The organism is Pseudomonas duriflava (assembly GCF_007830155.1).
Lineage (GTDB): Bacteria > Pseudomonadota > Gammaproteobacteria > Pseudomonadales > Pseudomonadaceae > Chryseomonas > Chryseomonas duriflava.
The window spans coordinates 1-24,229 of sequence record NZ_VLKY01000018.1; the positions used below are offsets into that span (position 1 = coordinate 1).

The 24,229-nt window shown below is 53.2% G+C and carries 26 protein-coding genes; 13 read left to right on the forward strand and 13 right to left on the reverse strand.

The window, feature by feature from the left end; translation table 11 throughout:
- Window positions 1-326: 326 nt before the first annotated feature.
- The 4 genes from IQ22_RS19560 to IQ22_RS19575 all read right to left on the reverse strand — a co-directional run bounded on the left by IQ22_RS19560 (window position 327) and on the right by IQ22_RS19575 (window position 2,223).
- Entirely contained in the window at window positions 327-818 is a 492-nt protein-coding gene (locus IQ22_RS19560) for a P-loop nucleotide/nucleoside kinase family protein (RefSeq protein WP_208733674.1), read from the reverse strand.
- A 112-nt stretch (window positions 819-930) separates the two neighbouring features.
- Entirely contained in the window at window positions 931-1,239 is a 309-nt protein-coding gene (locus IQ22_RS19565; protein ID WP_145145150.1) for a hypothetical protein, read from the reverse strand.
- Between the two features lie 76 nt (window positions 1,240-1,315).
- Window positions 1,316-1,741: a hypothetical protein gene (locus tag IQ22_RS19570; protein WP_145145152.1), complete on the reverse strand. Its 426-nt coding sequence runs from the start codon at window positions 1,739-1,741 to the stop codon at window positions 1,316-1,318.
- An 86-nt stretch (window positions 1,742-1,827) separates the two neighbouring features.
- Window positions 1,828-2,223, reverse strand: a complete 396-nt coding sequence (locus IQ22_RS19575; protein ID WP_158635461.1) for a lysozyme inhibitor LprI family protein — start codon at window positions 2,221-2,223, stop codon at window positions 1,828-1,830.
- A 158-nt stretch (window positions 2,224-2,381) separates the two neighbouring features.
- Between IQ22_RS19575 and IQ22_RS19580 the strand changes: the two genes are divergently transcribed.
- Both IQ22_RS19580 and IQ22_RS19585 read left to right on the forward strand, forming a co-directional pair.
- Window positions 2,382-2,510, forward strand: coding sequence for a phage integrase N-terminal SAM-like domain-containing protein (locus tag IQ22_RS19580; protein ID WP_145145156.1), 129 nt, complete (start codon window positions 2,382-2,384; stop codon window positions 2,508-2,510).
- 444 nt (window positions 2,511-2,954) lie between these two features.
- Window positions 2,955-3,350: a YbaN family protein gene (locus tag IQ22_RS19585; RefSeq protein WP_145145158.1), complete on the forward strand. Its 396-nt coding sequence runs from the start codon at window positions 2,955-2,957 to the stop codon at window positions 3,348-3,350.
- A 55-nt stretch (window positions 3,351-3,405) separates the two neighbouring features.
- Here the strand turns inward: IQ22_RS19585 and IQ22_RS19590 are convergent, their stop codons facing one another.
- Both IQ22_RS19590 and IQ22_RS23875 read right to left on the reverse strand, forming a co-directional pair.
- Window positions 3,406-4,005, reverse strand: coding sequence for a DJ-1/PfpI family protein (locus tag IQ22_RS19590; protein ID WP_145145160.1), 600 nt, complete (start codon window positions 4,003-4,005; stop codon window positions 3,406-3,408).
- A gap of 245 nt (window positions 4,006-4,250) precedes the next feature.
- On the reverse strand, window positions 4,251-4,379 hold the full coding sequence (locus tag IQ22_RS23875) for a hypothetical protein (protein WP_280177103.1): 129 nt from the start codon (window positions 4,377-4,379) through the stop codon (window positions 4,251-4,253).
- Between IQ22_RS23875 and IQ22_RS19595 the strand changes: the two genes are divergently transcribed.
- A complete protein-coding gene (locus IQ22_RS19595) occupies window positions 4,378-4,707 on the forward strand; it encodes a four-helix bundle copper-binding protein (protein ID WP_145145162.1) in 330 nt (109 codons plus the stop codon). The genes IQ22_RS23875 and IQ22_RS19595 overlap by 2 nt on opposite strands.
- A gap of 726 nt (window positions 4,708-5,433) precedes the next feature.
- Here IQ22_RS19595 and IQ22_RS19600 read toward each other — a convergent pair.
- Complete coding sequence (locus IQ22_RS19600) at window positions 5,434-6,126, reverse strand: DUF2238 domain-containing protein (RefSeq protein WP_145145164.1); 693 nt, start codon at window positions 6,124-6,126, stop codon at window positions 5,434-5,436.
- Window positions 6,127-6,413: 287 nt separating this feature from the next.
- Complete coding sequence (locus IQ22_RS19605; protein WP_145145166.1) at window positions 6,414-7,016, reverse strand: DUF4142 domain-containing protein; 603 nt, start codon at window positions 7,014-7,016, stop codon at window positions 6,414-6,416.
- Between the two features lie 562 nt (window positions 7,017-7,578).
- Here IQ22_RS19605 and IQ22_RS19610 point away from each other — a divergent pair.
- On the forward strand, window positions 7,579-8,589 hold the full coding sequence (locus IQ22_RS19610) for an SDR family oxidoreductase (RefSeq protein ID WP_145145168.1): 1,011 nt from the start codon (window positions 7,579-7,581) through the stop codon (window positions 8,587-8,589).
- 192 nt (window positions 8,590-8,781) lie between these two features.
- Window positions 8,782-9,390 carry an exopolysaccharide biosynthesis protein gene (locus IQ22_RS19615; RefSeq protein ID WP_145145170.1) on the forward strand — a complete coding sequence of 203 codons (609 nt, stop codon included), beginning with the start codon at window positions 8,782-8,784 and terminating at the stop codon, window positions 9,388-9,390.
- Between the two features lie 148 nt (window positions 9,391-9,538).
- On the opposite strand, the gene IQ22_RS19620 is transcribed toward IQ22_RS19615, so the two are convergent.
- Entirely contained in the window at window positions 9,539-10,549 is a 1,011-nt protein-coding gene (locus tag IQ22_RS19620; RefSeq protein ID WP_145145172.1) for a zinc-dependent alcohol dehydrogenase family protein, read from the reverse strand.
- 166 nt (window positions 10,550-10,715) lie between these two features.
- Between IQ22_RS19620 and IQ22_RS19625 the strand changes: the two genes are divergently transcribed.
- Entirely contained in the window at window positions 10,716-11,630 is a 915-nt protein-coding gene (locus tag IQ22_RS19625; RefSeq protein WP_208733675.1) for a LysR family transcriptional regulator, read from the forward strand.
- Window positions 11,631-11,829: 199 nt separating this feature from the next.
- On the opposite strand, the gene IQ22_RS23390 is transcribed toward IQ22_RS19625, so the two are convergent.
- Window positions 11,830-11,979, reverse strand: coding sequence for a hypothetical protein (locus IQ22_RS23390; protein WP_167654194.1), 150 nt, complete (start codon window positions 11,977-11,979; stop codon window positions 11,830-11,832).
- Between the two features lie 259 nt (window positions 11,980-12,238).
- Window positions 12,239-12,790, reverse strand: a complete 552-nt coding sequence (locus tag IQ22_RS19630; RefSeq protein ID WP_145145174.1) for an ATP-dependent Clp protease proteolytic subunit — start codon at window positions 12,788-12,790, stop codon at window positions 12,239-12,241.
- Window positions 12,791-13,054: 264 nt separating this feature from the next.
- On the opposite strand from IQ22_RS19630, the gene IQ22_RS19635 reads away from it, so the two are divergent.
- Together IQ22_RS19635 and IQ22_RS19640 are read left to right on the forward strand one after the other, a co-directional pair.
- The gene (locus IQ22_RS19635) at window positions 13,055-13,363 is read left to right on the forward strand and encodes a con-10 family general stress protein (RefSeq protein WP_145145176.1); all 309 of its coding nucleotides are present in this window, start codon (window positions 13,055-13,057) and stop codon (window positions 13,361-13,363) included.
- A gap of 505 nt (window positions 13,364-13,868) precedes the next feature.
- Window positions 13,869-14,351: a DUF421 domain-containing protein gene (locus IQ22_RS19640; protein WP_145145178.1), complete on the forward strand. Its 483-nt coding sequence runs from the start codon at window positions 13,869-13,871 to the stop codon at window positions 14,349-14,351.
- On the opposite strand, the gene IQ22_RS19645 is transcribed toward IQ22_RS19640, so the two are convergent.
- Window positions 14,348-15,637 carry a DUF2254 domain-containing protein gene (locus tag IQ22_RS19645; RefSeq protein WP_145145180.1) on the reverse strand — a complete coding sequence of 430 codons (1,290 nt, stop codon included), beginning with the start codon at window positions 15,635-15,637 and terminating at the stop codon, window positions 14,348-14,350. The genes IQ22_RS19640 and IQ22_RS19645 overlap by 4 nt on opposite strands.
- A gap of 374 nt (window positions 15,638-16,011) precedes the next feature.
- Here IQ22_RS19645 and fdhF point away from each other — a divergent pair, with 374 nt between their 5' ends.
- The 4 genes from fdhF (at window position 16,012) to cydB (ending at window position 21,964) form a co-directional block, all read left to right on the forward strand.
- On the forward strand, window positions 16,012-18,993 hold the full coding sequence (gene fdhF / locus IQ22_RS19650) for a formate dehydrogenase subunit alpha (RefSeq protein WP_145145182.1): 2,982 nt from the start codon (window positions 16,012-16,014) through the stop codon (window positions 18,991-18,993).
- Complete coding sequence (locus IQ22_RS19655) at window positions 18,993-19,475, forward strand: helical membrane plugin domain-containing protein (RefSeq protein WP_145145184.1); 483 nt, start codon at window positions 18,993-18,995, stop codon at window positions 19,473-19,475. Before fdhF ends, IQ22_RS19655 begins: the two co-directional genes overlap by 1 nt.
- A gap of 78 nt (window positions 19,476-19,553) precedes the next feature.
- Window positions 19,554-20,927, forward strand: coding sequence for a cytochrome ubiquinol oxidase subunit I (locus tag IQ22_RS19660; protein ID WP_145145186.1), 1,374 nt, complete (start codon window positions 19,554-19,556; stop codon window positions 20,925-20,927).
- A 35-nt stretch (window positions 20,928-20,962) separates the two neighbouring features.
- Window positions 20,963-21,964: a cytochrome d ubiquinol oxidase subunit II gene (gene cydB, locus IQ22_RS19665; protein WP_145145188.1), complete on the forward strand. Its 1,002-nt coding sequence runs from the start codon at window positions 20,963-20,965 to the stop codon at window positions 21,962-21,964.
- 38 nt (window positions 21,965-22,002) lie between these two features.
- Here cydB and IQ22_RS19670 read toward each other — a convergent pair whose 3' ends face one another.
- Entirely contained in the window at window positions 22,003-22,452 is a 450-nt protein-coding gene (locus IQ22_RS19670) for a DUF3597 domain-containing protein (RefSeq protein WP_145145190.1), read from the reverse strand.
- A gap of 414 nt (window positions 22,453-22,866) precedes the next feature.
- Between IQ22_RS19670 and IQ22_RS19675 the strand changes: the two genes are divergently transcribed.
- Window positions 22,867-23,985 carry a COX15/CtaA family protein gene (locus tag IQ22_RS19675; RefSeq protein WP_145145192.1) on the forward strand — a complete coding sequence of 373 codons (1,119 nt, stop codon included), beginning with the start codon at window positions 22,867-22,869 and terminating at the stop codon, window positions 23,983-23,985.
- Window positions 23,986-24,229: the final 244 nt, after the last annotated feature.

Below are 24,229 nucleotides of genomic sequence, written 5' to 3' on the forward strand. Positions count from 1 at the left end.
CTGCTGGGCGGTGTGGTGCCATGAGCGACAGTTCAGCGGTAATTGGCACAGCATAAAGCCCGCCTGACGGCGGGGTTAACAATGAAGTGAGTTTCTAGTGGTTGTGGTGAGAAGCGAGACTGTCGGAACAGGCGAGTCCTGCAGCAGAGCAAGGTCGATAACAATGATGATCTTTGTGATCGCTTGAACGCTTGGCCCCTGCTGCGCGAACTACAGAATGGCCAGGGCAGTACCCAGAAAAGGCCGGATATACGAATGCAACCGCGCTGACGACAGGATCGAAAAAGCTATCCTCACTGCTTGTGGGGAGAGTCCATATAGAATTGTTAGGTGCGTTCAAGCCGAACCACGTTGAACTGCTCTTCCGGTGTTGGCGGTGCAAAGTGGGCCAGTAGGGCATCAAACGTGGCGTCATCTTGCAGCGGGTCACCGCCATTAATGGACCGGCGTTCCCTAAGCTGCCGTCTGCATGTCTCGTCCAATACATCAAGGTAGTGCAGTTGATGGTGCGCATCTGAGCTTTCAATGAGTTCCCGGAACCAGACCCGCTGATTCACAGTATTACCGGGAAAATCCAAGACAACAGACATACCTTGACGTAGCAGCGCACGGATATGGTCAGCCAAGGTGTCCTTGATGCGGCCAGACAGCGTGATGTAGCTGCCTAGATCGGTGACCTCGCCGGGATAGAGGCCACGCAGCAGATCGTCTTCCGAAAGGAGAACCGCACCTGAGGACTCTGCGAGCGATTTGGCGAAAGTGGACTTACCAGCGCCCATTTTTCCGCACATGAAGTGGAGGGTTGCTTTCTCAGTCACTGAAAATCTCCAAAGCGCATCTAACTATTAAGCTAAAGGGCCGGCTTTAGCCGGTCCCAGTGAGCGAAGCGAACGATTTGAGCGCCTTGTTAGCCGCTTCACGGCACGATACTCAGCGTAGGTGTGTGCCATCTGGGTTCTGCGCCTCTTCGTCTCTACGTGTGGGATAGAATTTCTTCTTTTCGTCTAGCTCGTAAAACAGTAAGCCATGAATCCCCATTGCTTCTTTCTTGGGGACACGGCGAGCCCATATACGCTCAAAGGCCGAATTTAATGCGCCCGCATCCTGACGCTCATAAACTTCATCGATGAATGCTACGTCTTCGCCGGTTGGAAATATCAAAGCGAATTCATCGTCTGTGGCCGAGAAAATGTCATATACAGCGTTACTGGCACCATCGAATACTTGGATATTTTTCATGAAGTGGCTAACGTTTGGTTAAGGGGGCGGGCTTTAGTCCGTCCCAGTGAGCGAAGCGAACGGCTTGAACCAGTTGTTAAATGACAAGTTCACGGATAGCTGCCGTGTCATCGAGATATTGCAATCCGTTGTAGGTTCTTGACGTGCCGCTCCACGCAGCTTTAGCCAATACGGGTAAGGCTAGATGGTTAGCAGTTAGAAACTCTTTGAATTCATTGACTGCGCTGATGCTTGGTTTTGAGACGCCGTACCAAAACGAGTACCAATGGCCATTGTGGGAAACTGAAAAAGATTCTGAGCCGTCAAATAGTCCTTTGTAGGTCTTTCCGTCAGAAAAAGCAAAATGTGCCAGCTCAACCTCAATAACATGCTCTGAGTAGTCTGGATGATTGTCGGGTATCACGAACTCAAAGCTGTCATAGCCTTCCTCGTCGTTGTGGTATACACACCAACGGCTACGTTCTAAGTCAGCGACCGTTAATTCTTCGATGCGTTTAGGCACAGTGTAAGCCATTGTCATTTAACGTTTGGTTAAGGGGCGGGCTTTAGCCCGTCCCAGAGAGCGCAGCGAACGATTTGAACCACTAGTTAGGGGTGCTGAATGAACCATTTAAGGTACTCGACTCTCTTCTGTGTCTGCTCTAAAAGACATGCAGTGTAGATTGTGTCGAAACCACTTCCTGCGACTGATTCATAGGTTTCAAAGCGACAACTTGCGTCACGCTGTTTGATCCATGCTATTTGGGCTTTTTTGAGATAGGCATCTTGCGTTTCTATTTCTGAGCCGGATGGGGAGCCATTTTCCTGATATCGGGCTATGAGAGTTTTATATGCAATATTCAGTTCTAGATCAGATTTTATTAGTTCGGAGTTAACGCATTCGTACATCTCTGCTTCAGTATTGGCAGCATTGCACGGATCACCTGCTTTGGCTGATGCGGTGGTCATGCTAGCGAGAGCAAAAAACGCACCGGGTATCGCCACGAATCTCCAGCGCATAATTTCCCTAACTATTATTAGACGTCATCTGACGGATAACATGCTGAACGGGTTTGACGCATAACCTTCCTTGTCATCTTCATTTTCCCTGTCTAGGCTAGGCGTTTCAGAGGGGCACTGACGGTATAAGGGAGTTACACGCCATGGACGGAAAGCCACGGCTGCTGGATCAGGTGCGGGAGCGGCTAAGGCTCAAACACTACTCGATCCGAACAGGGCGTGTCTATTGTGATTGGTGTAGGCGATTCTTTCATTTCTATCACGTTCGATAGCTGGTCTAAATGCATGTACTAGCGGTCTGGCGCAGTAAGAGGAGTTACCGGGCTGCGCTTCAGCGGTATCTGATAAGGCATTAAAAATAGAGCAAGACCTTATGGTTACCCTAGCCTGTGATGCTCGCGCTAAGACAGCTCCTTAACGGTTTGTGGCAGTAGGGCTCTATGAATGAACAGCGGTTCGATCAGGCGCGGAAGTAGGGCAGGCGAGAGAAGGCAGATGCGATAGATACCGCTTCGCTCGCCTTATTTTATGGGGTACAGCTCAAGAGAGGTCGATAAAAGAAGGTTTTTACTTCTTATGAATGCTCATGCAACGCTTGCCCCTTTTCCTCAGAGCTGAAACCATTCGTGGGGCAGTGTCGTATCGTGCGTGATCATGAGCGAGCGCTAGCTTTCATACCTTGCCGTACCGAAGCCTGTTGATGAGTATTCCTTTCCATGTCTGATCCTTCCCGGCGCCTGCGTTGGTTCTGGCTGCTGGTGGCCTACCTTGCGGTTGCGCTTGCCCTGATTGGCATTGTGGTGCCGGGGTTGCCAACTACCGAGTTCCTGTTATTAGCTGCCTGGGCCGCGGGAAAGAGTTCGCCGCGGCTGGCGGCATGGCTGGAAAACCATCGACTGTTCGGGCCGATGCTGCGGGATTGGCGCGAGGGCGGGATGATCAGCCGTCGGATAAAGATCACGTCCACCATGACCATGACCGCTGCATTCATTTTTATGGTGATGACTGTTTCCCATGTGCCATCCGTTGTATGCACAGGGCTGCTGATGCTGATAGGGGCCGTATACATCTGGTCGCGACCGGAGCGTAAGAAACCGTCCAAGCCCAAGTGATGGCGGTCTGTACCGCTATCCGTACCTGTAAACGTTTAGCAGTAGGTGTTTTGACTTACTCCAAATAAGGCCCGATAGCTGCTAGCGCTCGTTCGACATAGGCCTCTTTTTCACCAACCGGGGCCACGTAATGCAGTGCCTCCATACAGGCCTCACGGCTAGCAAGTTTGGCAATTACCCAACCGGCCAGATAAGGTGAGGAGAGGCAACCGCCTGCGGTGGCGATGGAACCCCGCGCATAGAAAGGTTGGTTCAGCACATCTACCCCCGCTTCGATAACCCAAGGTTTGGTGGTGAGGTCTGTACAGGCTGGAACATTCGTTAACAGGCCAAGTTTTGCCATGAGCAGAGCCCCCGAGCATTGCGAGCCGATCAGTTGCCGGGCGGGGTCCAGCGTGAGCTGATCAAGAAGGTTGTGGTCCTGGGCAATATCCCGTGTACGGCTGCCACTGCCAAACAGTATAACATCTGCCTCGTTGGCGAATTCCAGCTGCTGCTGGGCCTTAATTGTGACCCCATTTAGCGACGTGACGCTCGTGGTGGGACAGGTAATCTGCACCTGCCAGTCCAACGATCTCATCCGGTTAAGAATGCCGGCAGTAATGAACGAATCCAGCTCGTTGAAACCCTCGAATGTAAGAATGGCAATGCGCATGATTATTTCCCTACCGTTTGGGGAATCGTCGCATGAGGATGATTATTTGGAACTAGACAGCTAGAGTCAGGATGAGCCATACACCTGTATTGAGGGAATGGAACAACCAAACTTTGCGTTGATTCGCTGACCTTGTGGCAGGAAGGCATCTGCTCCTACTGCCTGTATCAATCATGTTCCCTTTCTCCCGCGCCTTCACACCTTACATTATTGTAATTTTTTCACTGAAACCTTTAGCAAGCTGCTTAGGTCGGACCTTGTGTACCTGTTAACCATAAAGCAAATTGCCAGCTGTTTTGTTTTGTTTTGTGGTGAGCGGGCTTTTCAAAAGGAGATTTGATTTCATTCATTTCAACCTTGGAGACGTATTCCATGACAAATTCCATGTACGAAACCTGTATTCAAGCTTGCTCTAACTGTGCACTTGTCTGTGAGATGTGCGCTTCGGCCTGCTTGCGTGAAGAAGACGTAAAAATGATGGCGCGCTGTATTGAACTTGACCGCGACTGTGCAGCCATGTGCGCTATGGCAGCCGTGCTGATGACGCGCGACAGTATGCTTGCCAAGGAATTTTGTGGCTTGTGCGCCAAGATCTGCCGTGCGTGCGGTGAGGAGTGCGCCAAGCATCAGATGGATCATTGTCAGGAATGCGCCAAGGCATGCATGAGCTGCGCTGAAGAATGCGAGCGTATGGCGGCGTAAGGATCACGAGCGAAACCGCTATAGCGGTTTCGCTCCAGTGTTCACGCCTATAGATGGAGCCCATAAGTAAGCTGCTCACTCACTTTCTTTTTGCTGAGAGCCTGTTATCAGAGTGGCTATTTCCTGAGCAGGCCCTATCGAGTGGGTAGCCTTGCCAGCAGACTCCAATACATGAATAAATGAAAAGCCCCGAAAACTCGGGGCTAGTGCCAGGCACTACAGGGGAATGGAGATTGCCCTACCTGGTAAAAAAGATATCGGCAGTGAGGGGCCTATCTTTAGTAAGGGTACGGTTACTCGCAGCTATCTGAGGTCTATAAAGACAGGGCGATGCGACTTTTCAGCATCGTTCATGTAACGACAAAACGCATTCTATTGTTGATAGGTCGGCTATCAATGAGTAATCCCGGACGAGTATTACTAACAGGACGTTTGATGGGCTTGCCAGGAAAGCTATATGCGCTCATGCAGGGGTTAAAGCAGCCGGCTAAGGCTTAAGACTCTACAAACAGTGCCATGCCTATAGCGCTAACAGTAAAGAGACCCATGCCATCACTCCGATGAGAAAGGCGCCAAAGCGATTTTGGCGCTTCCAGATAGCACCTCCCTGAATATGCTGCATGCCAAGGTATGCGATAGCACGGCTATATTCAGTACACCTACACAAGCCGCTAAAATGGCCAAGCTACTCTTTAGCACGCACGTGTCCTGGGCCAGCGGATGAAATCACGAAAGTGATAGGCGATATGGCTGTTTGAAGCGATTTGCCCATTCCAGAGCAGCGTCACGATGGCGATAGGCGTTAACGGCTGCAGCGCTCAGGAGAATAAGGGTGGCACCTAAAGTAGCCATGGCCATGTCTTTCTGGGCATCCCACGGATCCTGCTGGGCGCCTATGAAAGCCTTTGCCGTGTCGCCGCCCAGATACGCGCCCCCGATCCACTCGATCAACTCATATACGGCTGACGAAGACAAAATGAGATTGAGCGCTAGAAAATAACTCAAGAACCCTCTTACCGGAACAAACCGTAACAGACCCTCGCGAATGGGATAGGCCAGCAGAAAACCGTAACTGAAATGCACCAACCGGTCGAACTGGTTGCGTTGGAAACCCATGGCTTCATCCAGGCTTTGCCCGGTCAAGGCGTGCCACCAGGCGTTATAAGGTACCTGGGCATAGGTGTAGTGAGCACCGACCTCATGAATGCACAAGAATAAAAAGACCAGAGTGAACGAGGTGCGTGAAAATAAAAAATGCCGATGACTAGCCATCAGAGTGATCACGAACGCGATAACCAACAGATTTTCCATCAGCCAATCGCCCCGTTTGACCGGGGAGATAGCAAGCAGAGCCCAGATCACTCCAAACAGTGCCGTTAATGACAGTACGTACCAGCGGTACGAAACCTCTTTATGCATTGATAACTCCTGAACAACGTTTGAGCAAAGCAGCTGAAGGAGATTTTCCAGCTAAGTTATTGTTGCCATAACATTTATTCAGACGTCATTGAGCCGCTTAAGGTCCTCGGCAATAGGGCTCATCTGGCTCAGGATACTGTATGAGTTGCCAATCATGAGTGGAAATAGGTCCGCTTGCATCGCTTGATGAAGCACACACAGGGATAAAACTAGGAATGAGAACATTAAACGCAAGAAGGGCAACCGCTAACAGATTGCCCTTCTTACGATGACTAATTACCTAGACGTTATTGCTGCTTTTCGGCGTACTTGCTTTGCAGCGCCTTGGCTTGTTGCAGGTGAGCTTCAAGCTTGGGTAGTGATTCCTTGGCCAGCGCTTTTAGTTCCTGATCCTGGCCGTTGTTAGCCTCGTTGCGATAGATTTCAATGGTCTGCTCGTGAGCCATGACCTGGTTGTTCGCATAGGCGGGATCAAACGACTCGTCACGGACTTGAAGGATCAATTTCTTGGCCATATCCATGAGTTGAGCATTGTCAGCCACTTCCAGCTTCTTCTGTTGAGCAAGTTGGCGGAGCTGATCGTTCATCTTGGTATGGTCGTCAATCATCATCTGAGCAAACTTCTTGATGTCTTGAGCCTGGCTTTTTTCCAATGCCAGCTTGGCTGTCTCAATTTCAGCAATCCCTTTGGCAGTAGCGTCATCCACGAAGCCCTCAGGCGTCATGGCTTGGGCATTAGCAGAAGCAGCCGTTCCGGTGTTTGCCGTGCTCGTGGCGGTGCCACTTGTAGCGCCATTAGCGTTTTCACTGTTGGTCTGGGCAACGGCTGTGCCTGCGGATAGCAGCAGAGCGCAGGTAAACGCGAATTTTTTTGGCAGTGCTAGAGTCATTATCGTTCTCCTGGTCAAACATGGATCCACCGGGCTGCCTGCAATGCAAAGGCAATTATCAGGTTTCAAGTCCCGCTCCGATGGCTGATAGGCTAACCAGCCTTTTATTGTGACTTGAGTCTATTTCAGGCGTTCCCTGGTCTGCGGAACATATGTAATGAGCCATGTCTGGATAAGGCCCAGGCTTGTCTTCGCAAGTGGCAGGACAATTCAAGGGCCACGCTAGCGTATCGCTTACAAAAGATGTGCAAGGTGCCTAAAGAGGAATACAGCGGCAAAAAGCTTAGGCCGTAAAAGGCTCGAGAAACGATCCCCATAATTAAAGGCATGGGTAAAGGTATTAAATTTCCATGCGAGAGGTCTGGCCACTAGGGCAGGGCCACCTTTGTACAATTTTCTACTTCGGCATGACATGGGAACAATGCTGAAAGCTCTGCGTCTATCAAGGGCTTGTCTTTGTAGACGCAAGCGGTAACTGGCGTTACCAGGCGCGGCCAATCAATCCCTGTAGTAACCGAGTCGTTGTCTCGTGCGCTGCCTATCCTTTCCCATGGGAGCTGCCATGAATCCGAACGATATTTCTACTTCTCGACGTAAGCTTATGCAAGGTGCGGCTGTGACGCTGGCCGCTGCGGCTGCAGCACCTGCCTTGGCCCAGACCGATAGCAGCAATACCCAGGCGGCTTCTCCGCCACCGTTAAAGGATCCTAAGCAGCTCTACCCCAAGCCGCCGTTTCAGGAGCAGTCTCAACCCTGGCCGGGCCTGGCCGGTAAGATGACGCCAAAGCCGGATCACGGTGAGGACAGTTACAAAGGCAATAACCGTCTGGCCGGACGCAAGGCTCTGATTACAGGAGGTGATTCGGGAATCGGCCGGGCGGCTGCCATTGCTTTTGCCCGTGAAGGAGCGGATGTTGCCATCAACTATCTGCCGGATGAAGAACCCGATGCACAGGATGTGGTTCGGCTGATCCGCGAGGCGGGGCGCAAGGCTGTAGCTATCCCTGGAGATATCCGCAACGAGGCTTTTTGTCGTGAGCTCGTAGATAAAGCCGTTAACGGGCTTGGGGGCCTGGATATTCTGGTCAATAACGCGGCCCGTCAGCAGAGCCATGATTCGATCATGGATATTAGTACCGAGCAGTTCGACTGGACGCTCAAGACTAACCTGTATGCGATGTTCTGGATTACTAAGGCGGCTATTCCGCATCTGCCTGAAGGTGCAGCGATTATCAATACTGCGTCGGTCGTGGCTTATGACGCACCGGCTAACCTGCTCGATTACGCCTTGACCAAGGCCGGCATCGTCAACTTCAGCAAGAGCCTTTCCAAACAACTGATCAAGCAGGGCATTCGAGTGAATGCCGTGGCGCCCGGTCCGTTCTGGACACCTCTTCAGGTCAGCGGTGGGCAAACGATGGAAAAGCTCAAGAGTTTTGGTGGCGATACACCTTTAGGGCGCCCCGGACAACCGGCAGAAATCGCTCCGCTCTACGTACAGCTTGCTTCTACCGAGGCCAGCTATGTGACAGGCCAGGTTTTCGGCGCATCGGGCGGTCGGGGTGAGCCCTGATTGTTCAGGATTGCTATCTCTATGTTTCGGCTCCTCGTATGAGCCGGAGCATAGAGGTGCCGCCAGACCCGTACAAGGTCTGGAAGGGGCCATGTTTTACGCCCAGCTAACACAACTTGCCGTTCCGGTGTCGGAAGAATCCGTTATCCATAAGAACAAGTAAGCCCACCCCGAACAAGACGTGAGGTTTAGATGCCAGACGCCAAAGCAAACGATAAGCAGCAGGGCTTAGAGGGAGTTATTGATAACATTATCCAGTTGGGCGAGAAGCAGGATGAGGTATCGGTTGGTGATATCAAGCGTGAGATTGGCCAGCGAAGCTACGGGCCTTTTTTGTTCGTTCCGGCCGTTATTGAAATCAGCCCAGTAGGTGGCATTCCAGGTATATCCACACTGTTTGCGCTGATTATCGCTGTCTTTGCCGTGCAAATGTTACTTGGGCGAGACCACTTCTGGATGCCGAAAATACTGACTCGACGCTCCGTTAGTAGCCAAAAACTGGAGTCGGGTCTGAACAAGATTCGTAAGGTGATTCAGTGGCTGGACAAGATCATTCGACCGCGTCTGGTCTGGGCAACCGAAAAGGGATTCGTACGCCTTGTAGCCGCTATTTGCCTGATCCTGACAACGTCCGTACCTCCACTGGAGTTTATTCCCTTTGCCAGCCTGGCACCGTTTTCCGCCATTTGCTTGTTTGGTTTAGGCCTTACAGCAAAAGATGGGCTATTAGTGTTGGTAGGTATGGCAGTTTCCCTGGTTGCATTTTATCTAGCCATCACGGGAATGATAGGCGGGCAGTAGTAAGCCGTTTGCCTGTGAAGCTTAACGGGCTGGACCACTCAGCCAGGGCAAAGTGGCCCAAGAGTAACTTACCTTTCTTCCCTTTTACTACGAGCACAAACTAAAGAGAGAGTCGGTACAAGCCAGGTTCCTATAAGGCGCCCTGTGCTTAGGAAACGGTGATAACTACTTTACCGAATGCACCGCGGGCTAGGTGCTCATAAGCCTGAGGTGCTTCTTCGAACGAATACACCTGATCAAGTACCGGCCGGATTGCATGCTGGTTCAGGAAAGCATTCATACGATCAAAGGAAGAACGGGGTGCAACAGCAATACCGCGAATATTTGTTTGCCGGAAGATGAGCGGCATCAGGCTAAGTTTGGTTGTTTGTCCTGTCAGGAAGCCGATCTGTGCAATCCGGCCCGCGGCCTTAGTTGCAGCAATGGACTGGTTCAGGCCATCGCCACCAGCAACATCCAGCAAGAGGTCTACGCCTTTGCCATCGGTGAGCTTCAGAACTTCTTCTTCCCAGCGTGGAAAAGTCCGATAGTTTATGCCAGCCACTGCACCAAGCTTCTTTACCGCTTCAAGATTCTCATCACGGCTGGAGGTCACTATTACTTTGGCGCCAAGAGCGGTAGCAAGCTGCACTGCAAAAATCGATACGCCACCGGTGCCTTGTACAAGCACTGTTTGACCGGCCTGAAGTTGACCGTAATCCACTAAGGAATACCAAGCAGTCAGTGCTGCAATCGGCAGGGTCGAGGCCTCTTCGTCGGACATGGTGTCAGGGGCTCGGACAGCGCTGTCCTCGTGAATGATCATGTATTCGGCCAATCCTCCGGGCAGCGGAGAACCAAAGCAATAATCTGGCTCGTTCGGACCCGGCTCGCCATCGAGCCAACGTGAGTACAGGTGAGAATTAACTCGATCACCTACTTTGAATCGGGTAACGCCATCGCCGACCGCGACTACAGTACCTGCAGCGTCGCTCACTGGAATCAGTGGCTTGGGCACCAAGTGCGGTTCATAAATACCATCGACGATGGCCTTGTCGCGGAAGTTTAGTGAAACGGCCCCAACTTTCACGAGCAGTTCGCCCGCTTTGGGTTCAGGAGTAGCCGCCTCGTCGAGGACTAGATTATCGAGGCCAAAATCTTTCAAAAGCCACGCTTTCATTGCATATCTCCAAGCTGGATAAGAAACCTATTGACCGCATTGTTGCGAAGTAAAAGGGCGCAATAAATGTGCAGCTTGAGACAGGACTGTTATCCTTTTATGCAACAATTCCTTCTATATCTGATTTCAAGTGGTAACAAAGTCAGATAAGTAAATTGAGGTAGCCATGGAGTTGCTCCAGACAATGCATGTGTTTGCCCGCTTAGCCGAGCTGGAAAGTTTTACTCGGACGGCAGATGCCATGCAGATAGGGCGTCCTCAAATCACTCGGGCGATCCAAAATTTAGAGCGTTCGTTAGGGATAAGGCTTTTCCAACGCACAACCCGAAAGGTACGGCTCACGTCCGAGGGAGAACTATTTTACGAGCGAGTGAAAGAAATCCTTGGCGATATTGCTGAGGCTACTTCTATGTTTGGAAGGCCCAGCGCTGCCATGCGGGGACGGGTACGCCTTGATATCCCAACAGCCTTCGCGCAGCCAGGACTCATCAAAAGCCTTCGAGATTTCACACTGCTCTATCCAGAAATAGAACTGGTGCTGGGAGTCACGGATAGAGCTGTGGATCTAGTGGCGGAGGGAGTGGATTGTGTCTTACGCATCGGCGAGTTACCCAATTCAAGCTTGATAGCACGTAGTATCGGGCAAGCTACTATGGTCACCTGCGCATCTCCTGCATATCTTAACGAGTATGGTGAACCTAAAACATTGGATGATCTAAACGCGCACCAGGGAGTAGTTTTTCTCTCTGGTCAGAGCAAGCGTCCTTTGCCTTGGCAGTTCTTCGATGGTGGTAGCGACCAAACATATATCAGTCGTCATGGCATTACTGTCAATGAATCCAACGCTTATGTAGAGTGCGGAGTTGCTGGATTCGGCATTCTGCAGGCCCCTGGTATTACCCTTGACCGCTACCTTGAAGACGGGTCGTTAGTTGAGGTGCTCCGGAATTATCGACCTCGCCCTCGGCCGATATCTGTGCTGTATCCAAGCAAGTCTCATTTGGCACCACAAGTTCATATTTTCATTGATTGGGTACGCGAGCAATTTCCTCTTCTCTATGGTCGATGGCTAGAAAGTTAGCAATGACTTGGGATGAGGTTTTCTGGGACCTAGGCAAGAGTGTGTAGTCAGCCCTTACGGCGAACCGTTAGCACTACAGGAACAGCCTATGTTCAAACAGGATCAACCGGCGGGGTATTGTCTTCTGGCGGTACTTCTTCGGGGCTTGTTTCATCGGGAACGCCATCATCGAAATGCCGGTTAGGCGTGTTGTCAATCATCAACTGTACTCCGGATCGGTGGGGTTCTTTTGCGGCAAGCGTTCCGGAGGCTCCCGGTCATCTGGATCGTCACCAATTGGGCGGTCGGGTTGTGGAGGTGTTTTGCGATCGATTTCCGGGTCATCCGGTGCTTTCTGTGCCTGAGTCATAAAACTGCCTCCCTAGGTATTGCGCTCTGTTTGACGCTGCGTCCCAGTATGAGGCAAGCATAAAGCGGCTTTGTTCGACTGCTTCGATATACGGTGTTATAGCCATGCAGGCTTACAAAACAAGGAAATTCAGACGACGCAGAAGCTTATAGTCGGCGAAAGTCCATGGGATGGTTCGTGCGGTTGAGAGCAGAAGACCACAGTAAATCATGGCCTTTCTTTAGGCAGGACAGAAAAAGCTTAATGTTTCCCCAAGCGTTTAAAGATGAATGCAGGCATGAACTGCATCGACTGGCATAGCGACGTCATCAATCGCATGGATCAATCCTGTAGCAAGTGCTGCCTTAGGATTAAGGATGCGCGGTGAAGCTTTGAGGTAGCTGCGGATATCCATGGGTTCGTGGGCACCCTCGGTTCGTTCGTTAACGATATCGGCATACAAATCCAAGTCGTAATCCAGGCTCATGGCATATTCAGACATTCGCGCATGGTCAATCGAGCCGTGCAGGCTCCAGTGAAACGGATGAATCAGGAACTTGCTATGACGACAGGCCGTACGATGGCGGCCAGCCAGGAACATGATGTTGCCCATGGATTCGATGGTGCCCAGGTTATGGGTATGCACCGGTATTGGAAGAGATACCAGGAAGTTGTAAATGGAGAAGCCGTAGCTGCAATCGCCACCCATCGTCGCGATCTTGAGTAATACCGTTGAGGCATCCCGCTCAAGCGCTTGCGAGCACTTTTCGATCAGCTGACCGCACGTGGACGAATTGATGGGGCCGGTGAAGTTGATAATGTGTGTGGTCATGATGAATTGCTCTCAAAACTATGCCAGACGACTCCTGTTCAGGCCGGGCTTAAGCCAGCAGCCTACCCCATGACATCGGCCCGATTTATTAAGCCTTGAGCCGATTTGAAAATGGGCAGACCAGAGGTAACGCTCGGAAACATCCATTGGTCCGTTGATTGAAACAAATAGAAAAACATTGGAACTCAACGATAACGAAAGGCTCGGAATCTATGAGCCTGATTTTCAGGCTGCTGTTAAATCCACTTGAATAGAGGAAGAGCCATGACAGCCAAGAATGACAATCCCGGTAACTTTGCCAACGATCGCGAGAAAGCCTCTGAGGCGGGTAAGAAGGGCGGTCAGAACAGCGGTGGCAATTTTGCCAATGATCCCGAGCGTGCTGCCGAAGCTGGCCATAAGGGTGGCCAAAACAGTGGCGGCAATTTCGCCAACGATCCTGAGCGAGCCGCCGAAGCGGGTGCCAAGGGCGGTCAGAACAGTGGTGGCAACTTTGCCAACGACCGTGAGAAAGCGTCGGAAGCCGGCAAGAAGGGCGGTGAAAACAGCCATGGCGGCGGTCGCAAAAGCTAAGGCGACAAGTCAGCTATAAACGGGAGCCAAGGCTCCCGTTTTTTGTGTAACCAATAAAGGGGGTGCTTATGGCAAGCGCTTCAGTGAGTGTTCTTGTCGTCTAGTTGCCCTGTCTTTAAGGTCGGCGCTTTACTTCTCTCCTAGACAAGCCCGAAAGCTATTGGCTGCCATGGTAGTAGTGATAGTCGAATTGATAGCCCCCCTCAGTTGTAACTCCAGTAACGCCATTCTATCGGCGCGTCGATAGATCAGAGTCTGAACCTCATGAGCTCTGATTACCATCATAAATAGGGTTAAGAGGCCAAGAGGCTGCACGGGTAACAGCTTGGGAAGCCTTTGTGTGTTCTCAGATCAGACCAGTATTTGGATGACTGAGGCCTAAGCGGGCCAATAGTCGTTCATTAAATACATGGTCGAACGATGAGACCTCACCGCACGTCTGAACAGATAGCGATGAAGTAGTACGAGCGTTTATCCCAACAATATTCACGGTAGAGGAAATACTATGTTTTTCGATGGCTGGAGCGGGCTAGCACGGGTGCTGATTGTTGGTACGATGGCTTATGTTGCACTTATCCTGCTCTTGCGTATTTCAGGCAAACGAACACTGGCTCAACTCAATGCCTTCGATTTTATCGTCACGGTAGCTCTCGGTTCCACCCTGGCTACCGTGCTGCTGTCCTCCCAGGTCGCCTTGGCTGAAGGCATCCTGGCGTTTGCCTTGCTCATCGGGCTTCAGTTCGCGCTGACCTGGACCAGTGTCCGCTCGTCAGGGGTGCGCAAGCTGGCGCGGTCCTCACCGTCGCTGCTGGTCTACCGGGGTGAACTGCTTGGTGAAAACCTGCAGGCCAACCGGGTAACGGAAGATGAGATCATGCAGGCTGTGAGAAAGCAGGGCAAAAGTAGCCTGAGCGACATTGGCGCGGTTGTCTTGGAAACGGATGGCAGCTTTTCAATTCTGGATACGCCCCCTCAGCATGAGCTTTAACTATGCGCCAAGGAATATCGGTCAGGTGAGGGGTGACTCCATAATTCAGCCACGATGTGTCTCAGCCGTTGTTTGTCTTCATCAAGTGTCAAAGCCCCTTCGGCCCGCTTCAGGGCCCATCCGGCGTGCCGGGCCGCGGCCGCCTGAACGGTTGCATCACCCAGGCGGCTCAAGCAGGCCAAGGCTTTTTGCAAGCGGATATTCACTTCGATCATGCTGGCACCATCCCGAGCGATGGCCGTAAACAGGTCGTCGAATACGTCATCTACCTTTAGCTGTTTCACGAAAATCCGACTAAGTGTTGATTCTACCGGTGACTCGGGGGCCTGATGGGCCAGGTGAGAAAGTACTCTCACGCCTCGGCCAATCACATCGATAGCCGTGCCTTGATCATTGATGCCGGGGGACAAGGCGCGTGAGGCTATTTCTGCCAGAACCGAAAGGCCAAAGCGGGGATCATGCTCGTAGGTGCGTTTATCGCCGATTACAAAGGCCGCCCGGAGCTGATCCAGACATTCCTCTTCAATTGCCATTACCCAGGCGATGGGCTGGCTTGGATCGACAAAACTGCCGGGAAGAGACATGACGTAGAGACGGCTTGTCTCCGCGGCGGTGAGCTTGGCGAGCGCAGGCATATCAATATGCTGGATATAACCGATTTTGACGGGATACACCGGCTGGCAAACGGCTTGATAGCCAGTGTCGTCTGGCAAGGGGCTACCCCCGAGATGAGGATTTTGCAAACGATGGCATAGCGCCTTGGTGGCCGCTCTCTCGACTTGGGCCGTTGTTTCATCTACGCGCCCAAGCCCTGACAGACGATCAATCCAGCGCAGCAGAGCGTAGATGATCAGGACAATTACTAAGAGGGTGACCGCAAACAGGATGACTCGGCCTTTAGCACCATACAGGCCCGTACTGAGCGAGACGATGCCAACAAGGCTGAAGATGAACGAGCCTATGAACGTCGATAGGGCGTTTTGTGTCGTAGGGTCTTCCACCAGGAGCGAAGTGGCACGTGGTGTGACATTACTGGTCGCGGAGCCATAGGCCGAGACGGTAATGCTTAGTGAGAAGGTGGTCACAGCCAACATGCTGGAAGCAATGATGCCCAGGATGTTATCTACGGCATCGGCGCCGATCTTGGTAGGCAGCTCATCGGGTATATAAGGCGTAAGGACCAACGCCAGCAGAGCCGTGCCTATACCGAGCAATGAAAAAAGGCTTGCTCTGAACCAGGGTCGCTTACTCATCCTGACAATAAACCATTTCCAGCGTGCGACCATTAGGTAGCTCCTTGGCGAGATTGTGCTCCTATAGCGACCAGTAACCAGGCCAAGCGGTTCTCTGAATGCATGCATAAGGCCTGTCCGTACATGCCTCATCGGCCAGGCCGAACGGAGTAGGCTGTCCCAAACTTAAAACTCCATATTTCCAACGATAAGGAACAATCCTTCAACCAATGCGTCAGTTAAAAATACTTACAAATGCTACCGCTGCTGTTCGCTTGGTTGGCTGTGGCCGAGTACATGAACGAGGTGGGCTAGGAAAAGCGCTGCTCATGAGCCTGGTCAGACATTCAAGGGATTGTTAAACGAGAAAACCGTAGCAAGCCGCAGGCAGGCATGACCTGGCGCAGGCTGACGATAGGGTATTCCTGATGAGCAAGACGACCGAATGCACGATCATATATGACGGCAAGGCCCTTTCCGGCCAGGCGGACATTCCGCTGATCGAATTCCTGGCCGAGCACGATATCCATTTGTCCCATGTGTGTTATCACCGTGCGCTGGGCGCCCTCCAGACCTGTGACGTGTGCTGGGTCGAGAAGGACGGCGAATTGGTGCGTGGCTGTACGCTCCGTACCGCCGAGGGGATGACGGTTTCAAGCGAAGGGCGAGCCCGAGAAGCCCAGCATGAGGGCATGGACCGCATCCTTGCCAAACACGAGCTCTATTGCACGGTCTGCGAGCACAACACGGGTGACTGTACGCTGCATAATACCGTGGCCGACATGCACATCCCCATCCAGCGCTACAAATTCCAGCGCAAGCCCTACGAGAAGGATCACTCCAACCCGTTCTACACCTACGATCCCGATCAGTGCATCCTGTGCGGTCGCTGTGTGGAGGCCTGTCAGAACGTCGAGGTCAACGAGACGCTGAGTATCGACTTCAGCATGGAGCATCCCCGTGTCCTGTGGGACGGCGACGAAAAAATCGAAGGATCGAGCTGTGTGAGCTGTGGCCATTGCGTCACGGTCTGCCCATGCAATGCGTTGCTGGAAAAGACCATGCAGCCTGATGCCGGGCCGTTCACATCAATGCCGCAGGAACTCAAGCGACCCATGATCGATGCGATTAAGACGCTGGAGAACACTATCGGCGCACCGCCCATTACGGCCATCTCGGTAATGGACATGAAATGGCGGCAACCCGAGATCAAGCGCACCAAGACCGTCTGCACCTATTGCGGCGTCGGATGCTCCTTTGAGATGTGGACACGCGAGCGGCATATCCTCAAGGTGCAGCCTGTTGTCGAGGCGCCAGCCAACGGGATCTCTACCTGCGTCAAAGGCAAGTTCGCCTGGGATTTCGTCAATGATCCCAAGCGACTCACGACGCCGCTCATCCGAGAGAATGGCCGCTTCCGCGAAGCCAGCTGGGGCGAGGCTCTGGATCTGGTCGCACGTCGCCTGCTGGAAATCCGTGATACCCATGGGCCGGACAGCATCGGTTTCATCGGCTCCAGCAAGGCCAGCAACGAAGAAGCGTATCTGACCCAGAAGATTGCGCGCCTGATCATTGGCACCAACAGCGTCGACAATTCCTCACGCTACTGCCAGAACCCGGCGACCAAGGGATTGTTCCGTACCGTCGGGCATGGCGGCGACTCGGGCACTATCGAGGATTTACAAAAGGCCGAGCTGGTCATCATCGTGGGCAGCAACATGTCCGAAAACCATCCGGTCATTGCTTCCAAGCTCAAGGCGGCGCAGAAACATCACGGGCAAAAGATGATCGTGGTCGACCCGAGAAGGAACGAAATGGCGGAGCGCGCCACTCTATTCCTGCGTGTGAAGCCCAGCACGGATCTCATCTGGGCCTCGGCCATGTCCCGCTACATGTTTGATCATGGCTATGCGAACATGGCGTTTCTGGCCAGTCAGGTCAATCAGGTCGATGAATACCGCCGTTCGCTGGAGCCTTTCACCCTGGCGTTCGCCGAGCAGATGACGGGCATTCCCCAGGCTCAACTGATCGAGGCCGCCAAAATGATCGGCAAGGCCAAGTCGGTCTGCATTTGCTGGGCGATGGGCATTACCCAGCACAGCCATGGCGCGGATACCAGCACGGCGCTGTCCAATCTTCTGGTCGTGACCGGTAACTACGGCAAGCCCGGTACCGGTGGCTATCCCATGCGCGGCCACAATAATGTGCAGGGTGCCAGTGATTTCGGTTGCTTGAAGAACATGTATCCGGGCTATGAGAAAGTCTCGGATGACCAGGTACGTGCCAAGTGGGCCAAGGCCTGGGGCGTGCCGCCGGAAAAGCTGTCTGACAAGGTCGGGCAGGATAATTTCCTGATGGTGCAGGATGCCGACGAAGGCAAGATCAAGGCGATGTACATCATTGGCGAGGAGACAGCATTCTCCGACGCGAACTCCACGAACGTTCACGACGCCTTTACCAAGCTGGATTTCTTCGTGGTCCAGGATATTTTCCTGAGTCGCACGGCCGAGTTCGCCGATGTGGTACTGCCAGGCTGCCCAAGCGTGGAGAAAGAGGGCACGTTCGTTAACACCGAACGTCGTATCCAACGGTTTTACGAGGTCATGCCACCGCTGGGCGATAGCCGTCCTGACTGGCGCATCCTGACGGATCTGGCTGCGCGCATGGGGCATGACTGGGGCTATACCCATCCTTCACAGATCATGGACGAGGTTGCCGGCATCGCTACCATCTTCAACGGTATCAGCTATGAGCGGCTGGAGGGTTGGAAGTCGCTGCTGTGGCCGATGAAGCCCGATGGCACCGATACGCCGCTGCTCTACACCGATGGTTTCCACACCGATGATGGCAGGGCGGTATTGTACCCGCTGGAGTGGAAGGCGCCTGAGGAAGACACCGACGCCGAGTACGATCTGATGCTCGATAACGGGCGGATGCTGGAGCATTTCCAGAGCATGAACCAGACCGACAAAGGGCATCGAGTCACCTCGCTGTCACCAAACTGGTTTGTTGAGGTCAGCCCGGAACTGGCTGCCGAACGCGGAATGGAGGAGGGCACCTGGGTGCGCCTCACTTCACGCCGCGGATTGGTGGAGGTCCCGGTGGTCGTCACGGACCGAATGAAAGGGCATGTCTTGTTCATGCCCATCCACCAGGGCAAGCCGGGGCTCAACAAGCTGACCGGTGAACACCATGACCCGGACGTGAATACACCGGCCTACAAGGAAACGGCCGTCAGGCTGGAGGTCTTGCCAAAGGAAAAGTTCAACCAGCCGATTCCTCACGGCAATTTTCGCTATGGCAACCGCACCCCGCTTGACGGTGTACCGACACAGGTTGTCGAGGTCAAATGGGAGCGGGAGGACTATGTCTCGCCGCTCGAACAAGCCCCACATCCGGAGAGATTCTAATGGCCGAACGTATCAGCTACGACGTCAAGCCGCCCAAGATCGGGCCCGATGCCCATGAGGAACTGGAGCGGTTGCTCCAGACGCTGCACGAACATGGCATCCTGCGCTTTGCCAACGATCTGGCGGCGGCCAATACTCACGTGGCCAAGGTGCTGGTCGATGGGTTGAACAAAGAGGGCACCCTCAACGCCATCCAGAATATCTCGATCCTGGGTATGGCCTTGTCACGCATTCCCCCAGAGCAGTTCTACAAAGTGGCTTTCGCGCTCAAGGATGCCTTTACCCATGTCAGCACCTACAAGCTGGAAGAGAAGGGCACGGAAGCCCCAGGCGTGACAGGTGCCTACAAGATGCTCCATGACGACGCGTTGTGGCAGGCCATCACGCCGATCATCGAAGGGCTTAAGATCTTTGCCGAGCGATTGGACAAGGAGGTCGACAAGCCCATTTCGGAGTTCACTGGAAAGCCCAGCAGCGCTTAGCTCTTCTGATCCTGGGAAGCCCCGTTATCGTTGGAAGTGGGCCTTGATGCGCCTTATAAGTCGAACAAAGGGTAGTTAATGGATCCTTCTGACCCAACGTTGCTGGTGGCAAGAGCTCAATTCGGCATCACGATTGGGTTTCATATCGTGCTCGCTGCGTTCTCCATTGGTTTGGCGAACTTCCTGATGGCGCTCGAAGCGCTCTGGTTGTGGAAAAAAGATCACGCCTACATGGATGTCTACAGGTTCTGGTTGAAGATCTTTGCGTTGAACGTAGCCGTGGGGACGGTCTCCGGCCTGGTTATGGAGTTCGAGTTCGGGACCAACTGGGGCAGGCTTTCTACCAAAGCCGGTTCGGTCATCGGGCCGCTCATGTTTTTTGAAGTGATGGTGGCCTTCTTTTTAGAAGCAGGCTTTCTCGGCATCATGCTCTTTGGTCTGAAGAAGGTTGGACCGAAATTACATTTTTTCTCGACCTGTGCAGTGGCTCTAGGCTCACTTTTCAGCGCTTTCTGGATCTTGTCAGCGAACTCCTGGTTACACACTCCGGCTGGTTACAGCATAGCTTCGGATGGACGGTTTGTACCTGAGGACTGGCTTGAAATCATTTTCAATCCATCCTTTCCCTATCGGCTGGTTCACATGGTTTTTGCCGCGTTTCTCGGTACTGCGTTCATGGTGGGTGCAGCAGGGGCTTGGCATTTGCTGCGTGATCCAAGCAATGCGCGAGCACGCATCATGTTTTCCATGGCCATGTGGATTGCCGCTATCGTAGGTCCCATGCAACTCGTGGCAGGTGATCTGCATGGGGAAAATACCCTTGAGCATCAGCCACAAAAGCTGGCTGCGATGGAGGGCTCCTGGGAAAGGCCACCTTCAGGACAGGGGGAGCCTTTAAGGTTGTTCGCTATTCCTGACATGGAGGAAAGGCGCAACGATTATGAAGTAGCAATCCCTCACATTGGCTCGCTGTACCTTCGTCATAACTGGACGGGTACGATCAAGAGCCTCAACGAGTTTCCGCCCTCGGACATTCCTCCAGTACCTATTGTGTTCTTTGCCTTCCGCATGATGGTCGGACTGGGGTTCCTGATGGCAGGTATTGGTATTGCCAGCCTCGTGGTACGTAAGCGCGGCCATTTGTACAGCGCACGGTGGCTGCAAAAAGTCGTCGTGGTGATGGCGCCAGCAGGCTTTATAGCCATGTTGTGCGGCTGGGTGGTCACCGAAGTGGGCAGACAGCCGTTCACGGTTTATGGGCTGCTCCGCACGGCTGAAAGCAGCTCGCCTGTGTCCCTGTCGTTTGTGATGACTTCGTTTATCAGCATCATCCTTGTCTACGTACTCGTTTTTGGCGTCGGGCTCGTCTATCTCATGCGTGCCATTGTCCAGGAGCCAAGGAAAAACGAGCCGGGGCCTGAGCCTGAGCTGGCAAACGAGACGGGACGCTAGTCCCGGCAATCACAGCATGTCACCAAGAGGCCTGTATGCCGCTGTTCGATGAGCTCATACCGCTGTTGTCTGCAGGCGCTTTGGCATTTTCCATCCTGACGTATGTCATTCTGGATGGCACTGACCTGGGCGTCGGGATTTTGTTTGCCGTCAACCGCAAGGCCAGGCACCGGCATGTCATGGCCTTTTCCATCCTGCCGATCTGGGACGGTAACGAGACATGGCTGGTGTTGGGCGGAGGCGGCCTGCTGGCCATGTTTCCAGCCGCTTACAGCATTTTTTTGTCTGCCATGTATGCGCCGATCATCCTCATGCTGCTGGCACTGATCTTTCGGGGTGTTTCGCTCGAATTCCGGGATCGTGCCAAGACCGAGCGCAGACAGCGCCTGCACGACGTTGCGTTTATGAGCGGTTCTATTGTGGCGTCGTTCTGTCAGGGCGTTGTTCTCGGCGGGCTTATCCAGGGTATTCCTCATGCCGAAGGTCAATACAGTGGTAATGGATGGGACTGGCTGAGTGGTTTTTCAGTCTTTTGCGGTCTGGTGCTGGTTGTTGGCTATGCACTGCTGGGTGCCTGCTGGCTGTACTGGCGCACTGAAGACGCCCTGCAGGCCCGATCATGTCGTCAGGCGCGTCTGTTGGCCGTGTTAACAGTGGTATTGCTGGCCGGTGTGGTTGCCTGGACGTTCAGGCTGAACACGGTATATGAGGAGCGCTGGTTGAATCCCTTGATCGGCATTCCGTTCGTAGCATTGCTGATCGTGTTGATGGCGGTGTTCTGGCGTGCGTTTGCCTGGAAATATCATTTCCTGCCGCTTTTCGCTGTGTTGGGTTGGTTCGCTACAGCTTATGCCGCGATGGTCGTGGCATTGTATCCCCTGATAATTCCACCAGCATTAACGCTGGCAGAGGCCGCATCAGCTCCGCTGAGTCAGATGCTCATTCTGGCCGGCTTTGCCGTATTGATCCCAGCTACGCTGGCTTATAGCACATTTGGCTTCTGGGTCTTTCGTGGCAAGATCAGGGCAAAAGACTAAGCCCTGATCTTAGGGTATGCGGGGTCTGATGCTAAGCATCAATCCTTTAGTTCCGGCGGAACGGTGCCGTCATGTTCGGCCAGTTTTTGCATAACGGCTTTATGCAGCCATATGTTCATCTGTTCCGAGTCGTTCATTTTTTCGGGCGGGCAGCCCAACTCAGTAGCCAGTTCCTTACGGGATTGCAGGCTGCTGTCCAGGTCCAGCAACTTGAGCAGGTCGACAATCGAGGTGCGCCAGTTGAACTCTCCGGTACGATTGGCCGCCATGCTGTCCAGGCGAGTAGGTAAATCGACCGGATTCCGGACATCGGCAGGACCCGGGGCAAAACCCGGCCCCGTCGTGGCGTTATGAGCTGCCGTAGGCGCTTCCGAGCCTATCATGGGTTCCGTAGCGCTTTTTTCTACGTCAATCGTGCCATGCCTGGCTGGCTTTTCCGCTTCATTACTGACGCCTAGCTTTTCCATGATTGAATTGAAAAGGCCCATGACATGTCCTCTTGAAAGAATGGTTTTGCTTGGACCGCCTCGACGGCGTGCAGATTCACAACCATAGGTCTGAGCAGAAGAAGCATTGCAAAAAGACGGGAAGCACGGAGAGAAGAGCAGCTGTGATGCCAGAGACTGAGTGGCGATATAGCTATAAAAACGCTGCCTGATCATGAGGGGGGCATGATCAGGCAGCGAGCAGCAGGGTAGCGCTGGCAGTAAAATAGTGGCCTATCGCCACTGCTTCATAAGAGTAGGGCGTTTTAAAAAAGTTCTATGCTCTGAAGGTGAGCAGTATCACGCCAGTCAACGAGCCTGTTCTTTATGGAATTTTTCAAAAAAGCCTGTGGTCTAGCCTAGACGCATGATGCCTTGATGGCATTGCCGTTAGCGACATTACGCAAAGGAGCCTCCATGCGAAAGCCAGGATTTTGTATAGCTCTGTGTGCGACGTGTCTGGCATTTGTGGTGGTTTTGCTCGGCGCCTATACCCGCCTGACTCATGCCGGACTCGGCTGTCCGGATTGGCCCGGTTGCTATGGCTTTATTTATGTTCCTCAAACAGAAGAGCAGCTGGCGCATGCAATGCTGCGCTTTCCTGACGCGCCGGTAGAAGCGGATAAAGGCTGGAGCGAGATGATCCACCGTTATTTTGCCGGCGGGCTGAGTGTGCTGGTCGTACTGTTGGCCCTGCAAGCCATCAAGCGTCGTCGTCAACCTGGGCAACCGCTGGGCTTGCCGTTGCTGCTGCTAGGCGTTCTGGTAGCGCAGGCGTTGTTTGGGATGTGGACTGTTACTCTCAAGCTATGGCCTCACGTCGTGACGGGGCACCTATTAGGTGGCTTCATTACATTGAGCCTGCTGTTTCTTTTGTCCTTGCGGCTATCAGGGCGCGCGCCTGCCGTACCGTCTTCATGGCGGCTGCGTTTGTTGGCCCGTGCTGGGCTTGTACTGGTAATGCTGCAGGTCGCTTTAGGCGGGTGGGTCAGCAGTAACTACGCCTCGGTTGCCTGCCTTGACCTTCCCACGTGCAATGGGGTGTGGTGGCCGGCCATGGATTTTGACAATGGTTTTCATCTCTCCCAGCAGATCGGGCCTAACTACCTGGGCGGACACTTGCACAGCGAGGCGCGCACGGCCATCCATTTCACCCATCGCCTTGGGGCATTAGTGGTTGGGGTAGCTGTGGCGTTATTAGCCTGGCAGTTGTTTAGACGTGGATATAGTGTCCTGGCTGGCCTGGTATTGGCATTGCTGATCCTGCAGGTCTCGCTAGGGATGGGCAATATCCTGCTTCGTATGCCATTGATGATGGCCGTGGCTCATAACGGTGGCGGTGCCTTGCTTTTCCTGTCCCTGGTACTGGTGAATTACCGGCTGCGTGCTGTGCCCCATACATCCGCCGCAAATGCCTTCGACCTACCTTCGTTTCTTTCCCTTTCACCCTCGATATGGCGGCGAGGCTGGAATTTTACGATCGGAGCGGTATCCAAAGGAGCTCGTGTGGTTTCGCTCCTTCAGGCGCGCCGTTAGTTCATGCATGGAAAGTCGGCTAGTAGAAGCCGCCTTGGTTGTCGGTTTGATTCTCTCTCATGTACGGCGGCGTGCAGAGTGAAAGACGAACTGGTAACTGTTTGTAAACGGCGGCGGGTAAACGGGTGGTCGTGGTCTAGGGTTAGAGTGGGCCAATGGCCATAAAGAGGAAGTCTTTTTCTTCAACGAGCGATCCGGGACAGGATTAACGTTCAGACAAAGGAGCAAGGCTACCCTTGACCCT

Coding starts and splice junctions, on each gene's coding strand:
- IQ22_RS19565 (WP_145145150.1), bottom strand. CDS start 1,239: ATGAAAAATATCCAAGTATTCGATGGTGCCAGTAACGCTGTATATGAC.
- IQ22_RS19580 (WP_145145156.1), top strand. CDS start 2,382: ATGGACGGAAAGCCACGGCTGCTGGATCAGGTGCGGGAGCGGCTAAGG.
- IQ22_RS19585 (WP_145145158.1), top strand. CDS start 2,955: ATGTCTGATCCTTCCCGGCGCCTGCGTTGGTTCTGGCTGCTGGTGGCC.
- IQ22_RS19590 (WP_145145160.1), bottom strand. CDS start 4,005: ATGCGCATTGCCATTCTTACATTCGAGGGTTTCAACGAGCTGGATTCG.
- IQ22_RS19595 (WP_145145162.1), top strand. CDS start 4,378: ATGACAAATTCCATGTACGAAACCTGTATTCAAGCTTGCTCTAACTGT.
- IQ22_RS23875 (WP_280177103.1), bottom strand. CDS start 4,379: ATGGAATACGTCTCCAAGGTTGAAATGAATGAAATCAAATCTCCTTTT.
- IQ22_RS19600 (WP_145145164.1), bottom strand. CDS start 6,126: ATGCATAAAGAGGTTTCGTACCGCTGGTACGTACTGTCATTAACGGCA.
- IQ22_RS19605 (WP_145145166.1), bottom strand. CDS start 7,016: ATGACTCTAGCACTGCCAAAAAAATTCGCGTTTACCTGCGCTCTGCTG.
- IQ22_RS19610 (WP_145145168.1), top strand. CDS start 7,579: ATGAATCCGAACGATATTTCTACTTCTCGACGTAAGCTTATGCAAGGT.
- IQ22_RS19615 (WP_145145170.1), top strand. CDS start 8,782: ATGCCAGACGCCAAAGCAAACGATAAGCAGCAGGGCTTAGAGGGAGTT.
- IQ22_RS19620 (WP_145145172.1), bottom strand. CDS start 10,549: ATGAAAGCGTGGCTTTTGAAAGATTTTGGCCTCGATAATCTAGTCCTC.
- IQ22_RS19625 (WP_208733675.1), top strand. CDS start 10,716: ATGGAGTTGCTCCAGACAATGCATGTGTTTGCCCGCTTAGCCGAGCTG.
- IQ22_RS23390 (WP_167654194.1), bottom strand. CDS start 11,979: ATGACTCAGGCACAGAAAGCACCGGATGACCCGGAAATCGATCGCAAA.
- IQ22_RS19630 (WP_145145174.1), bottom strand. CDS start 12,790: ATGACCACACACATTATCAACTTCACCGGCCCCATCAATTCGTCCACG.
- IQ22_RS19635 (WP_145145176.1), top strand. CDS start 13,055: ATGACAGCCAAGAATGACAATCCCGGTAACTTTGCCAACGATCGCGAG.
- IQ22_RS19640 (WP_145145178.1), top strand. CDS start 13,869: ATGTTTTTCGATGGCTGGAGCGGGCTAGCACGGGTGCTGATTGTTGGT.
- IQ22_RS19645 (WP_145145180.1), bottom strand. CDS start 15,637: ATGGTCGCACGCTGGAAATGGTTTATTGTCAGGATGAGTAAGCGACCC.
- fdhF (WP_145145182.1), top strand. CDS start 16,012: ATGAGCAAGACGACCGAATGCACGATCATATATGACGGCAAGGCCCTT.
- IQ22_RS19655 (WP_145145184.1), top strand. CDS start 18,993: ATGGCCGAACGTATCAGCTACGACGTCAAGCCGCCCAAGATCGGGCCC.
- IQ22_RS19660 (WP_145145186.1), top strand. CDS start 19,554: ATGGATCCTTCTGACCCAACGTTGCTGGTGGCAAGAGCTCAATTCGGC.
- cydB (WP_145145188.1), top strand. CDS start 20,963: ATGCCGCTGTTCGATGAGCTCATACCGCTGTTGTCTGCAGGCGCTTTG.
- IQ22_RS19670 (WP_145145190.1), bottom strand. CDS start 22,452: ATGGGCCTTTTCAATTCAATCATGGAAAAGCTAGGCGTCAGTAATGAA.
- IQ22_RS19675 (WP_145145192.1), top strand. CDS start 22,867: ATGCGAAAGCCAGGATTTTGTATAGCTCTGTGTGCGACGTGTCTGGCA.